Below are 12,544 nucleotides of genomic sequence, written 5' to 3'. Positions count from 1 at the left end.
GTGGTCGATTTTCAGGCGCTATTTTCATGCCGTTTTTGCCCTTTAAAAGCTATAAAAATCAGTAAGATGCAGCGGTGATATTCCGAAGGGGGTAGGCAAACCGGTTGTCGGCGCAGTAGAGGTAGCCAATCATTTCCGCCGGTTCTGGGCGTGTCTGAACAGCAAAGCCACCTGCAGCGCCACAAGGCCATAGATGCAGGACCAGCTCGCCGCTGAGAGCCAGAGAGCAGTCGGTTCGAGAAACGGCGTGTTTCCTGCGAAGAGGCGAGCGATTGCAGCAACGGCCATGCCTGAAGCTAGGGCAGCAACCTGCCAGGCGGGTGGCACCGTTCGTCTGGCTCGCTGCCAGGCCAGGCGCAGCATGACGCTGGTGGAAAGCGTGCCCAGGCCCCCGATGGTAATCAGGTGCATGGAAGCAAGAGGATCGTTCCTTGTCAGTAGGCTTAGACCGCTCAAAACCGCACCGGCAGCCAGCCAGAGGTAGCCCAGTGCCAACACCAGGAGGTCTGGCCGGTTCCGGCAATGCCAGAGTTTCCAGCGAACCGTGCGAATCACAATCAGAAAACCCGCAGCCAGCAATAAAAGCCCAACGGCCGGGGCCGCGACTGGCAGAAAACTCAATAGCAATGCCAGCAGCAAGGTGGCCAGAAGGGTTCCCTCAACCTGTGGCTGAACCCGGGCCTCAATTGCAATGCCTTGCTTCTCCAGCGTGCCCGCTACGGCCGGTGCGATGATGCGCCCCCCGATAAACGTCATCAGAAGCAGCAAGCCGACAATCGCGATCGTCAGTACCCGGCGACTATCCGGTATTGCCGATGCGCTTGCGGCCATTGTGCTGCCGGCGAGCCAGAAAACCGCCGACAACAGGCAGAGAAGTAGAATCAGCGGGCCGGCAATCCGGTTACGCCACTTTTTGGCTGCCTGAAATCTCGGGACAGCGTGGCGCGCCAGCAAGAGAGCGAAAGCCGGGCTTAACAGCTGGGCTGCAAGACTTTCCGGGGCCAGGATCCAGCTCACCCTCGCGAGTAACCAGAGTACGAAGAGTACGGTAAGCACCCGGTACGGTTGAGGACCAAGCGTGTAGCCGGCGACAAGAGCCAGGGCGAAGCCGAAGATCAATTCATGGCCGTGTCCTGCACCCAGTAATCCAGGTGGCCAGCCTGTCCCGGACAGCACGCTGAAAATCGACAGGGGAACCGTCAATGCTGCGAACAGTGATGCGGCGGGGAAGAACAGCCAGAAAGCATGGATGTTCTTTCGTGGCATGCCCGAGTTGTCTGAAGTCATCTCGTGTCCTTGACCCGTCGGCGTACCGTAACTATCAGTAAAAATAACGCGGGATACATTTTAAAGGTGCATCATGAATATTACACAACTTGCCCGTCTACCGTTTTCCGGCAATGGCGCCTGGTCAGAGCTGCGGTGCCTGGACCTGTCCATTCCGTTCCTGGCATGGGTGGTTGTAGTACCTATGTCGTTTCTGCCGCCGGTGCTGCTCTACTATGCTGGTACGCAGTATGGAGACGCCTTTATGCAGGGCTTTGGAGACAAGGAGTGGCGCTTCATCACTACCATTCTGTTCCTGGCAGAGTTGCTCACGTTCTTCGTGATGGGCTGGCTGATACGCGCCGTTATGGACAGCCATCAACTGAAAATCAGTTATCAGGATGCCTATTTGCTGGCTGCAATCGCACCGCTACCGCTCTGGCTGTCATCACTGGCGTTGCTGGTGCCCGTGCTGGCGGTGAGTGTTGTGGCCATGTTTGCCGCACTGTTCCTGTCCTGCGCTCTGGTCTATCAGGGCGTTCGGTCATTCTGCGAGCGAAGTGATAACGATGTCGTGGTCATGTCCGCCACCTACACCGTGATGGCGGCTTCACTGCTGGCGTGGGGCGTGCTGATGGCGATGGTCTGGGCGTTCTGATCAGACCGTGTGCGGCAGCACGCCAAAATAGATGGCACTGAAGTGGCAGGCGCTGCCGCCGATCACGAACAGGTGCCAGATCGCATGCATGTAGGGAATGCGGTCGGCAAGATAGAAGGCGACACCGGCGGTGTAGACAACGCCGCCGGCGATCGTCAGGTTCAGGGCTGTTTCACTCAGGTTGGCCACCAGGTCGGAAGAGGCGAACGTGATCAGCCAGCCCATGGCCACATAGATGCCGACCCTTGCGAGCTTGAAGCGGTTCTTGAAAATCACCTTCAGCACCACGCCGGTGATCGCCAGTGACCAGATCACGGCAAACAGGGTCCAGCCCACCGTTCCACGCATGTTCACAAGCAGAAACGGCGTGTAGGTTCCGGCGATCAGCAGAAAAATGGCGCAATGATCAAGGGTTTTGAATGCCCTTTTCAGTTCTGGCCGCCGGGCACCGTGATACAGGGCGGACGCCAGGTAGAGCAGAATCAGGGAAGCGCCGAAAATACTGAAGCTCACGATTTTCCAGGCATCCCCGACCTGACTGGCGCCCACGATCAGCGCAATCGTGCCAATAACACTCAATATGGCGCCCAGGCCGTGGGTGGCACTGTTCAGCCACTCTTCAATGCGGTGATGGATGTTCTGTGTCGCGGATACAGATGCTGTCACTGAGAGGTCTTCCTTGTAAGCCATGTCCATAAAATACTTGAGCGTACACGTGTACGCAATGGCTGATGGTGACCATCTTGTGAAGCTGTTCAGAAAAACTGAACGACCTGTCGGAAAAGTTCCGATTTCTCTCGAGTCCACCGCTGGTTAGCATGCGTATAACAGAATTCGGACAGAGGAGGTTTTTCAGATGGCAAAAGTACTTGTTCTTTATTACTCCATGTACGGCCACATCGAGACGATGGCAAATACCATTGCCGAAGGTGCGAAAGAGGTTGATGGCGCCGAAGTTACGATCAAGCGGGTGCCGGAAACCATGTCTGATCAGGCGTTCCTGGGCGCTGGCGGTAAGGCTGACCAGCAAGCTCCCGTAGCCGACCCGAAAGAACTGGCCGAATACGACGCGGTGATTTTTGGCACACCGACCCGGTTCGGCAATATGGCCGGTCAAATGCGGACGTTCCTCGATCAGACCGGTGGGCTGTGGGCTGAGGGCAAACTCCACGGCAAAGTGGCGAGCGTGTTTACCTCTACAGGCACCGGTGGTGGGCAGGAGCACACCATCAGCTCATTCTGGACCACCCTGGCCCATCACGGCATGGTGATCGTCCCCTTGGGCTATGGTATCCCTGAGTTTTTCGACATCTCGGAAGTGAATGGCGGAACGCCTTACGGGGCGTCAACCATCGCCGGGGGCGACGGCTCACGGCAGCCGAGTGAGAAAGAATTGGCCATCGCCCGCTTCCAGGGCAAGCATGTGGCCGAGCTGGCGGTAAAACTGCACGGCTGAATCTGAAGCATTACCAAAGCGTTGAGCGTTTTCCAGGGCAGCAGGCGAGAGCATGCTGCCCTTTTTTATCTTGTGCCTGGTTGGCGTGTCGCCTCATGGCCGAATTTTCGCACTCGCGGTTTTCAGCCGGGAAAAGGTCGCTGGCACGACGCCGAGCCATGATGCCAGTTGATTATCCGGTACCCGTTTAACCAGCTCCGGGTATTCCTCAAGCAGTAACTTGTATCGTTCTCTTGCCGGCATGGTGTGCTTGCGGAACTCTCTCATGCTGGTCAGCTCGGCAATTTCTTCCGTCAGGGCAAGGGCGAACTGGGGCCAGAGTCCCTCACCGTGAGACTGGATTGCAGACCGGAAGGCAGCGAAGTCGGCAACCCACGCTGTTACCGGCGTTACTGAAGTCAGGCAGAGGGTATTTCTGACGGTTCGGCTACGGCCAAAAACCGGCCAGACCATATCGCCTTCAGAAAAGAAATGGTGCACGGACACCTTGCCACTGGGGGCTTCCCGGAACAGCCGCAGTATGCCGTACTGAACCAGATAGACGTTTGCCCAGGGTTTATCGTGTTTTTCCAGAGCGGTCTCAGAATCAACCCGACAAAGATGAAAAAGCCGCGCGAGGTCTGCCAGAAACCGTGCGTCCGGATCATTCTCGTGCCCCGCCAGGCGAATACCAAAGACCCGGCTGAGACCATTCAGCAAGGCGGCCGACTCAGGTGCGGCGTCCTGCTGGATAATCTCGGGGTTGTTTTCTCCCATCATGCAGGGGGCGGAGGAAACGTCTGGCCTGAAAATGCTGTTCATGGCGATGACCCTGTTACGAGTGTCCGGTCAATTATGGTATCAGAGAAGCATCTTTTGAAATGACTTAAATCATTAAGGCTTTTTCACTGAGTCGATATCGCGATCTGACGAACATTCAGTGATAGACTCCGGCACCTGTTGCTGGAAGTTACCCCCTTTCCTCACGGAGTCCCGATGGCCGCAGCCTTTGCCCTTTTCTTCAAGCTTATTCCGCTTTATGTGACGGTCGCCCTGGGCTGGGTCGCCGGTCGTTACCTTGAGGCCAGTGGTCGTCATATTGCCGGCATAATGCTCTATATCGTGACACCATCTGTGGTGTTTTCAGGGGTTATGGCGGCGCCGCTTTCTCCCGAGGTCATCCTGCTGCCGTTTCTGGTATTCGGGATTTCTTCTGTTCTGGGAATTGTGCAATTAAAGCTGGCCAAGCGGGTGCTTGATGACGGCAGTGCCAACATCATTCCCCTGTGTGTGGGCTCCGGCAACACCGGGTACTTCGGCGTGCCGGTCGCCTTGTTGCTGTTTGGCGAAGAGGGGCTCGGGCTCTATATCGTGTGCATGCTGGGCACCACGCTGTTCGAGAACTCCGTGGGCTTCTATCTGGCGGCGAGAGGACGCTACAGCATCAAGGATGCGCTCTGGCGGGTGTTGAAACTGCCGTCGGTATACGCCTTCCTGGCGGCCGTCGCCCTGAACCTGGCCGGTGTTGGTATTCCGGATATCTTCGTGCCGCTGTTCGATAACCTGCGCGGCGCCTACAGCATTCTGGGCATGATGATCATCGGCATGAGCATCACCAGCTTTCGCGGCCTGGCGGGTAATGTCCGTTTCACGGCACTGGCGTTCTTCGGCAAGTTTGTGATCTGGCCCCTGGTGGCTATCGTGTTCTGGTGGGTGGATTCCGCGGTTCTGGGCATTTACGAGCCGGCCGTTCACAAGGCCATGTTCCTGATCTCGATCACCCCGATTGCCGCCAACACCGTGGTTATTGCCACGTTGCTGGATACCTCGCCAAGGCAGGCAGCGGGTACCGTCCTGCTTACCACGCTGTTTGCCCTGGCGTTCATTCCGGTGATGATTTCGCTGGCGTTCTAACGGTTGCTTGAGCCTGCCGCTGCCGGCTCAACAGTGCAGGCCTTGGCTTCCGCGATGTCACTACGGGCGTGGCGCACCACACTGATGCCGGCTGTTATCGCCAGCGTACCCATGATCGCGGCAACGACCAGGTCGGGCCAGGCGGTTCCGGTACCGAACACGCCCAGGGCGGCTACCATAACGGCGATGTTGCTGATGGCATCGTTCCGGCTGCACAGCCAGACCGAGCGCATGTCGGAGTCGCCTTCACGGAATTTGAACAGTAATGCGGCCACACCCATGTTGGCGGTGAGTGCCAACATGCCAACGGCCCCCATTGTCAGCGGTTCAGGCGTAATGCCGGCCTGTACCACCCAGACTGCCCTGGCCCAGACCACAAGGCCAAACACCGCCATGGTAATGCCTTTCACCATGGCAGCTCGTCCGCGCCAGAGCATACCCATGGAGAGCACGGTGAGGGATAGAATGTAATTGGCGCTGTCGCCGAAGAAATCGATGGCGTCCGCCATTAGTGAGACCGAGCCGGACGAAAGGCTGGCGATGCCTTCCACGACGAACATGGCCAGGTTCACCCACAAGGCAATCCACAACGCTTTGCGAAAGCCCGGGGCCGGGGATTTGGGTTCGGGGGCAGAACAACTGCACGCCATAAAGACCTCCTTCGTCCAGATGCCTCTATTGAAAACCCTGTAGTTGCTACAGGGTCAAGCCTCACCGACAAAATTTCATGCACTCATCGTTTCTGGAACGATGAAAGATGCGATTCAGAAATGCCAAAAAGAATGGCAATTGGGTATCGAGTTTCTTGCTAAGTGCTCTCAATGTCGCCAAATATGCGCTCTTGACATATACGAAGGAACTGGTCAATCTCTGTGCAAACAATCATAAAAGCCGATTTCGGTAGGCCGGTTATGCTTGCAGACACCTCCCCAAAGCTACGATTTGATCGCTGGATCAGTGATGTAAACCAGATTTGTGGGCCTTTTTCGGCAGAACCTCTCAAACAGGAATTCTCCGGAAATATCAGTAAAATGGGCTCCAGCGCACTGGATATGTCCCACGTTACCATTCGTGGAGCGCAGCTTGTTCGGGGCCGAACAGAAATCCGTCGTTGCGTCACCCCTGAATTCTTCTGTGTGTTCCAGCTGCGAGGAAAGTCGCGGGTTGAGCAGGCAGGTAATAGGTCCATTCTGCAGGCAGGGGATATTGTCCTGGTAGACTCCGCCCTTCCGTTTAGCTTTACCTATGATTATGAATCTGAGCAGATTTCCCTGATCCTGCCACGCGCGATCATCGAGCGGACATTGAATGTGTCAGGCATTGAGCTTGGTGTTCGCATTCCCTCCGATAGTCACATTGCCCGAGTCGCGAACCTGTTAATTAGCGGAGCAGCTGATTACGACAGTCTTGATGAGGAAGAAGGCGCCGCGATCATTGACTCGCTGATCATGCTGATCAAACCCTCCGTGATCCGAAGCGTGGGACAGAAAAGTCCCAGCGAGCGTATCTTTCTGCAAGCCGCCTCGTACATACGGGAAAACATTGGAGAGTCCGAGCTGAGCGCGCGGATGGTAGCAAACACCACTGGAACATCGGTTCGCGGACTTTACCGGGCGTTTTCGGCCCGATCTCTGACCGTATCCGGGTATATCCGGACCCAGCGGCTGGAAATGTGTGCCGATTACCTGAAGACGTCCAAGGGCAAAGTGAACCTGACCGAAGTCGGATACCGTTTCGGCTTTGCCAGCCCCAGTGCCTTTTCCACTGCTTTCAGGCAGCATTTTGGGATGACACCCTCAAGCTTCTGCCAGGACCAAGTGTCTTGAAAAAGGGGAGCTGTCAGGCCGTTGATTCTGGCAGCTCCCGAAAGACGCAGTGTCGCCGCCGCTTTACTTCTTGATGCTGATGACTCTGGGCTGGGTGACCGCTTTAAGCCCCTCCAGGCCGAACTCGACCCCATAGCCAGATGCTTTATTGCCTCCAAAAGGAACCATAGGATGAATGGCACCGTGCTGGTTGATCCAGACGGTCCCGGCTTCCAGCATCAGGGCGATGGGTTCCGCTTCCTCAAGGCTGTTAGCCCAGATTGATGCGCCCAGGGCAGCTGAGAGGCCGTTGGCAGACGCGATTGCGTCGTCCAGATTTCTGTAACGAACTATGGGCAGAGCAGGACCGAACTGTTCCTCATCTACCAGCCTTTGCCCGTCCGAGATGTTGCCCACCAGAGTTACTGGAAGAAAGTAGCCTTTCTCAGGGGTATCGCCGAATTCCATGACGTCGCAGCCATTGGTCCGGGCGTCGTCGACCAGCTCTTTTACTTTCTTGTATTGCATTTCATTCTGAAGCGGGCCGATCAGATTGGCATCGTTCATGCCGTCGCCAATGGGCATCTTTCGAGCAATGTCGCTGAGGGCCGCAATCACCTGGTCGTAGTCGTTTTCGTGAACGTATAACCTTTTTATGCAAGCGCAGGTCTGGCCCATGTTCAGGAATGCGCCCCAGAAAAGCCCCTCCGAGATGGCCTTGGCGTCCGTTCCGGGAACCACGATGGCAGCATCGTTGCCGCCGAGCTCCAGCGTTATCGGTGCAAGGTTTCTTGAAGAAGCCTCAATGATCCGACGGCCTGTGGCTTCGCTACCCGTAAACATGATCTTGTCGATGTCGGGATGGCTGGTCAGCGCAGCTCCGATGCGGCCCTCTCCGGAAACGGTATTCAGAACACCCGGAGGCAGCACCTGATTGATCAGGCGGACCATTTCCAGGGTTGCAATCGGCGTGTATTCAGACGGCTTCAGAACCACCGTGTTGCCCATGCGGATGGCGGGGATAATCTGCCAGATCGCAATCATCAGAGGCCAGTTCCAGGGGGCAATCGCTGCCACAACCCCGAGTGGCGCCCTGTGGAGTGTGTCTTTGCGTTCTTCGTCTTCGTAGACGGTTTCCGGAGGTAGTGACAATGCTGCTGGCACCTGTGTCCAGCCGATGCATGCCTGTATCTCGAAGCGGGAACCAGGGCCAGCCAAAGGTTTGCCCTGCTCGCGGGTGACCAGTTGGGCCAGGTACTCCGAGTTGTCCTGGAGTATCTCGGCTACCCGTGTAACCGTTTCCTGACGTTCCTGATCACTGGTGTTCGCCCACATTTTCTGTGCTTTGCGGGCCGCAATGACGGCGTCGTTCACATCCTGCTCGCTGCTCAGAGGCGCTAACCCCAGAGAATCACCAGTGGCGGGATTGAAAATTTCCTGGTGATCGGCTGCTTCAACCGCCTTGCCATTCACCAGATTTGTAAAGGTTTGCATAACAATGCGCTCCCAAATGTGTTCGTTAGAGCCAGACTGAGAATCCGTTAGAACTGCCCATGGTTTGGTCCGTGGGCAGAGTCTCCGGCACGGCTTATGGAGATGGATCAGAATGGAACAATGGCAATGATTTGAGCGTAAGCGTTGGTGTCGTTACCGCCGATCTGGCTGCCCCCCTCGGCGGCACTTTTGTCAGGCATATAAAAGCCAACGAGAGGGCTGATGATCAGGTGTGGTGCTGCCACCCATTCGGCATAGATATCTACTTCCTGAGCGTTCAGATTCCCTGTACCGCCTGTGGTGTCAGAGAAGTCGAAGAAGAGCGCGCCAATACTCAGGGTTTCTGAGGGAGTTGCCTTCAGACCCACGTGATGCACGGAGGCATCGGAGTTGAACGGTCCAGCGTAGTTGGCGGCGACTTCACCCTGAAACCAGGTTCCGTAGCCCCGGTTGAAGCCGAAAAACAGCGGGTCGAAGCCCTCATCGAAGCTCGAATATCGGTAATTGACGCTGGGTGACCAGCGGGTCTCGCTGAAGGTCCAGCCCGCCTCGGCGTACCACGCTCTGGCATTCTCGTCAGAGCCCTCTCCGGCTTCCTGATTGACGAACTCAGCGGACAGGAACAGATTTTCGACACCCGCATTTCCTTGATAACGGAAGCTGGTGGTTTGTTGCCCGTCTCTTGATCCATACCCCAGAAGCGGAGCAAAGGTGTCATCAACGTCCAACCCTTCGATGTAAGCCAGTCCAAAGATGCCTTGTGAAGTCACATACTCCGCATTCAAACCTGCAAGCTCCATCTCAGCCTGAGCTTTGTTGTCAGAGGCCAGCCAGAAAAGGTCGGCACGCAGGCCGTCCGAGCCGCCAATACGGGCAATGGCGGTCTGGTCAAAGGCCTTGCGGGCTGCAAGCCAGTAGGCGCCTCCCCGGTCAAAGTCCAGGCCCCCGCCATTCAGTGCATCGCCAAAATTCAGGGCGTCGCTATTGAGCAGGAAGCCGTCGCCGATGGCGAACTGCTGGCGGCCTACGGAAAGATCCAGACCGTCTTCGCCGAGCGCAGGGATCAGAGTCCCGGAGCGCCAGCCGAGGTAGGCATCTTCCAGATCGGTTTCCCGCTCGTTACCGGACGTAATGCCTCCGGCATCGCCATCGCCCCAGGTCCCTGAGGAGACCAGATTCACTGCGCCGTATATCTGGCTGCCAGAGCCAACACCCTGGGTGCCGGAAAGCCCATACTTGATGTAACCCTCCTGCCACTGCGAATCACCGACTTGGGTTTTGGCGCCAAGGTTGTAGGTTTCCTGGCTGGAAAAAACACCCAGAGCTGCCTCGATATCCAGATTCAATTCTGTACCGTTCTGGTTGTAAACGTTGTAGGCCGAAGCGGGTGCCGACAATCCGGCGACCGCCAGGCACAAAATGCTCTTCATGAAATGCTGATGTTTCATCTCTTATGATTCCCGTATCTCTGTTTTTTTATGTTCAGGCTTCCCTGCCTGGATGGTGTTCCTTTTTCAGCGAATCAGTTCTCCGGCGTCTGTTGCTCGGGCAGATTCAGGGTCGGGGTCTGGTCAAAGAAGTTCCATGGTTTGAGCATCGAGTGGACGTACTCTGTCGGCATGATGGGCCACTCCTCAGCCCGGGCTACGTGCGTGGCACCGGTAGTCATCCAGAGCACCGTATCGACGTTCTCGATAGACTCGTTGTCCGAGACAAAGGTTTTAAGCCCCGTGTCAGTTTTCGCCCGGTTCGGGTATTTGCCTTCCGGATAACGCTCCTCTGGCTTGTACTGAGTTACCCATATCTGCTTGTCCATGAAACTGACACGTTTGAACAGCCACTCGTCCTCGCTGAACAAAGCGCCTTTAGCGATGGGGTGGGTGCCACCAGCGAATGGGATGATCTGGTAGCCAACCGGGTAGCCCATTCGGTTTTCTTTGTTGGGGTTGGTTATCAGACGCACGGTCGATGGGTCGAACTTCTGCACTGATTCCTGTTCTGTGGAGACAACTCGTTCATTGGTAATCATCACGCTCTTCCGTGGGCCGCCCGCTGTGTTTTCCGCGACTACCGGATTGATTTCCTTGAGGTTGTTCTGTTCGCCATCTACATCCATATCCAGTCGGAAGTTGTAGATGTGCTGGTGGGTAGTCCCAACGATGTTGTGATCGATCAAGGTGCCGTAACGAGTATCTTCTTCGGCAGTTTCATCATGGATGGTGCGCGATTTCACGGCCTTCACCGCCTCGATGCCCGACGCTCCGACGGTTAACTGGATATTTCCGTTGGCCATGAAAATCCAGTCGAACATGTAATCGTAGTTGCCAATAGTGCTTACCCAGCGCACAACCAGCTCTCTTCGTTCGCGGCTTTCGTTGCCAGGGCTACTGCCCAGCATTTCCGTGTGCTTGAATTCCGGCCCCGCGTAGCGCTCGAAGACTGCGATAGCGTTGGGAATGGTAAAGGGCTCGCCTCCGTTATCGACCAGGGTCGCCGGCAGCAGAGTCGCGTTATTGGGGGTGTCGACGCCGCCAACCAGAGGCGAGGTCAGGTTGCCCATCCCATAATCGCCCGAGTCCAAGTAAGACTTGAAGTACCAGCCCACGTCAGGATCGCCATAGGGCACGATCATGCCACCCAGTGACCCCTCGTACATGATTTTCCGTTTTTCACCCTGGTCGTTATAGGTAAGTGTGGAAATGACGGGGCCAACGCGGGAATTGAGCTTTAGATGGAAATTCCAGTTCTGCCATTGGATGGTATTGCCGGACATTGCGATGTTGGAGCCTTCAGGCTGGACCACCATCAACGGTTTCACATCAGCGATTGTTTCCTGATTACGTCCATCATAAGGACGGGGGGCCATCGGAACGGGGATAACGCCATCGTCCTCAATCTTGAGGATGCTCTTTTTTTCCAGATCCACGACAGCCACGAGGTTTTCGATCGGATGCGCCCAGTAGTTGCCGTCGCCGATGTCGAGGTAAGACACCACTTTCAAAAGCTTTAGATCGTGCTCAAGACCGTCGTCTCCACCGAAGTAGCCAACGGTCAGAGGCGTAGCGACCACGTTTTCGACGTTTTCGATACCTCGTTTTTTCAGTGCTTTCTTGTAGGCCTCGCTGTTCGAGACAATTTCCTGAACGGCCAGGAAGTCATCGAAGGTCACCATGCCGTGGGCATCTTCAATGTGTTTCCAGGCAACCACTGACTCTGAGTCGAGATCAACAGTGCCCTCATAGACTTTCCTGCCATCCACGACCGTAAAAATGGCCTGACGTGAGAAGTCGTGGCCTTCACCAAATGACCACTCCCAGACTTTTTCTTTACTGGGATCGGCGAGTCGAATCTGTGTGAAGCGAATGGTGTCTTTCCAGTGCTTGGAAGCCTTTACTGCATTTGCTGCAGTGGTGATTTCTTCTGCGGATAACGGATCCAGCGGATGGGCTTTACTGCCAATCCTCAGGTTTTGGGAAACGTGGCCGGAAAACAGGTCATTGGCAAAACTCCTCTCTACGAGAATTTCGCCATCGTGCTGCTTTACAGGAGCAGATAATTCAATTTGGTCGCCATTGGAAAAGGCGGTCTTTTCGCCCAGAGGGACCCGGAATTCGCGGTCTCCAGAAGTGACGAGTAATTCGCTTTTGTCCTGGCTCAGTTGGTAGTGGGCACCTGATGAAATCAGCGCTTTCGAGACTGGCATGTACTCCGCTGAGCCTCCATGCGCGAAAGCCGCCGGATTGGCAACGAACAACGACGAGGCCAGAGCGACCGAGAGTGCGAGTTTATTCTTGTACATAATGACTCCTGACAATGTTTGCTGTGTTCATGAGAAACAGTTCAGCCGAGCTACCAATACCAACCCGGCTTTTCCAGGGGCGGGCGAACCTAACCGTGCATCTGTAAGACATAGAAATATCATTTCAATGCCGAGAGGGCTTTTGAATGACTGCCAGAGTTTTGTCGAATCGT

General features: G+C 55.7%; 11 protein-coding genes. 4 read left to right on the top strand and 7 right to left on the bottom strand.

Features of this window, described 5'->3' with window-relative positions; translation table 11 throughout:
- Positions 1-129 precede the first annotated feature (129 nt).
- On the bottom strand, positions 130-1,287 hold the full coding sequence (locus NUW46_RS16265) for an NnrS family protein (RefSeq protein WP_418140696.1): 1,158 nt from the start codon (positions 1,285-1,287) through the stop codon (positions 130-132).
- Positions 1,288-1,360: 73 nt separating this feature from the next.
- Between NUW46_RS16265 and NUW46_RS16260 the strand changes: the two genes are divergently transcribed.
- Positions 1,361-1,924, top strand: a complete 564-nt coding sequence (locus NUW46_RS16260; protein WP_418140695.1) for a Yip1 family protein — start codon at positions 1,361-1,363, stop codon at positions 1,922-1,924.
- On the opposite strand, the gene trhA is transcribed toward NUW46_RS16260, so the two are convergent.
- On the bottom strand, positions 1,925-2,614 hold the full coding sequence (trhA, locus tag NUW46_RS16255) for a PAQR family membrane homeostasis protein TrhA (protein ID WP_209400215.1): 690 nt from the start codon (positions 2,612-2,614) through the stop codon (positions 1,925-1,927).
- A gap of 166 nt (positions 2,615-2,780) precedes the next feature.
- Here trhA and wrbA point away from each other — a divergent pair, with 166 nt between their 5' ends.
- Positions 2,781-3,380: an NAD(P)H:quinone oxidoreductase gene (gene wrbA, locus NUW46_RS16250; RefSeq protein WP_069181822.1), complete on the top strand. Its 600-nt coding sequence runs from the start codon at positions 2,781-2,783 to the stop codon at positions 3,378-3,380.
- A 93-nt stretch (positions 3,381-3,473) separates the two neighbouring features.
- Here the strand turns inward: wrbA and NUW46_RS16245 are convergent, their stop codons facing one another.
- The gene (locus tag NUW46_RS16245) at positions 3,474-4,181 is read right to left on the bottom strand and encodes a Crp/Fnr family transcriptional regulator (RefSeq protein ID WP_418140694.1); all 708 of its coding nucleotides are present in this window, start codon (positions 4,179-4,181) and stop codon (positions 3,474-3,476) included.
- Positions 4,182-4,355: 174 nt separating this feature from the next.
- Here NUW46_RS16245 and NUW46_RS16240 point away from each other — a divergent pair, with 174 nt between their 5' ends.
- Entirely contained in the window at positions 4,356-5,273 is a 918-nt protein-coding gene (locus NUW46_RS16240) for an AEC family transporter (RefSeq protein WP_222465325.1), read from the top strand.
- Here NUW46_RS16240 and NUW46_RS16235 read toward each other — a convergent pair.
- Positions 5,270-5,923 (bottom strand): cation transporter, encoded by a 654-nt coding sequence (locus NUW46_RS16235; RefSeq protein ID WP_418140693.1) that lies wholly within the window; start codon positions 5,921-5,923, stop codon positions 5,270-5,272. The two genes, NUW46_RS16240 and NUW46_RS16235, sit on opposite strands and share 4 nt — an antisense overlap.
- A 261-nt stretch (positions 5,924-6,184) precedes the next feature.
- On the opposite strand from NUW46_RS16235, the gene feaR reads away from it, so the two are divergent.
- Positions 6,185-7,099 carry a transcriptional regulator FeaR gene (feaR, locus tag NUW46_RS16230; RefSeq protein WP_418140692.1) on the top strand — a complete coding sequence of 305 codons (915 nt, stop codon included), beginning with the start codon at positions 6,185-6,187 and terminating at the stop codon, positions 7,097-7,099.
- Between the two features lie 63 nt (positions 7,100-7,162).
- On the opposite strand, the gene NUW46_RS16225 is transcribed toward feaR, so the two are convergent.
- From NUW46_RS16225 to NUW46_RS16215, 3 genes are all read right to left on the bottom strand, one after another.
- Positions 7,163-8,572 carry an aldehyde dehydrogenase family protein gene (locus NUW46_RS16225; protein ID WP_418140691.1) on the bottom strand — a complete coding sequence of 470 codons (1,410 nt, stop codon included), beginning with the start codon at positions 8,570-8,572 and terminating at the stop codon, positions 7,163-7,165.
- 107 nt (positions 8,573-8,679) lie between these two features.
- Positions 8,680-10,020: a hypothetical protein gene (locus tag NUW46_RS16220; protein WP_418140690.1), complete on the bottom strand. Its 1,341-nt coding sequence runs from the start codon at positions 10,018-10,020 to the stop codon at positions 8,680-8,682.
- Between the two features lie 74 nt (positions 10,021-10,094).
- The gene (locus tag NUW46_RS16215) at positions 10,095-12,371 is read right to left on the bottom strand and encodes a stalk domain-containing protein (protein ID WP_418140689.1); all 2,277 of its coding nucleotides are present in this window, start codon (positions 12,369-12,371) and stop codon (positions 10,095-10,097) included.
- Positions 12,372-12,544: the final 173 nt, after the last annotated feature.

Origin of the sequence: Marinobacter sp. MA (assembly GCF_048298425.1) — a bacterium.
In the GTDB taxonomy this organism is placed as follows: Bacteria; Pseudomonadota; Gammaproteobacteria; order Pseudomonadales; family Oleiphilaceae; genus Marinobacter; species Marinobacter salsuginis.
Note: the sequence above shows the minus strand (reverse complement) of the source record. Positions and strands in the feature narration are given on the sequence as shown.

Coding starts and splice junctions, on each gene's coding strand:
- NUW46_RS16240 (WP_222465325.1), top strand. CDS start 4,356: ATGGCCGCAGCCTTTGCCCTTTTCTTCAAGCTTATTCCGCTTTATGTG.
- wrbA (WP_069181822.1), top strand. CDS start 2,781: ATGGCAAAAGTACTTGTTCTTTATTACTCCATGTACGGCCACATCGAG.
- NUW46_RS16260 (WP_418140695.1), top strand. CDS start 1,361: ATGAATATTACACAACTTGCCCGTCTACCGTTTTCCGGCAATGGCGCC.
- NUW46_RS16265 (WP_418140696.1), bottom strand. CDS start 1,287: ATGACTTCAGACAACTCGGGCATGCCACGAAAGAACATCCATGCTTTC.
- NUW46_RS16215 (WP_418140689.1), bottom strand. CDS start 12,371: ATGTACAAGAATAAACTCGCACTCTCGGTCGCTCTGGCCTCGTCGTTG.
- NUW46_RS16225 (WP_418140691.1), bottom strand. CDS start 8,572: ATGCAAACCTTTACAAATCTGGTGAATGGCAAGGCGGTTGAAGCAGCC.
- NUW46_RS16235 (WP_418140693.1), bottom strand. CDS start 5,923: ATGGCGTGCAGTTGTTCTGCCCCCGAACCCAAATCCCCGGCCCCGGGC.
- NUW46_RS16245 (WP_418140694.1), bottom strand. CDS start 4,181: ATGAACAGCATTTTCAGGCCAGACGTTTCCTCCGCCCCCTGCATGATG.
- feaR (WP_418140692.1), top strand. CDS start 6,185: ATGCTTGCAGACACCTCCCCAAAGCTACGATTTGATCGCTGGATCAGT.
- NUW46_RS16220 (WP_418140690.1), bottom strand. CDS start 10,020: ATGAAACATCAGCATTTCATGAAGAGCATTTTGTGCCTGGCGGTCGCC.
- trhA (WP_209400215.1), bottom strand. CDS start 2,614: ATGGCTTACAAGGAAGACCTCTCAGTGACAGCATCTGTATCCGCGACA.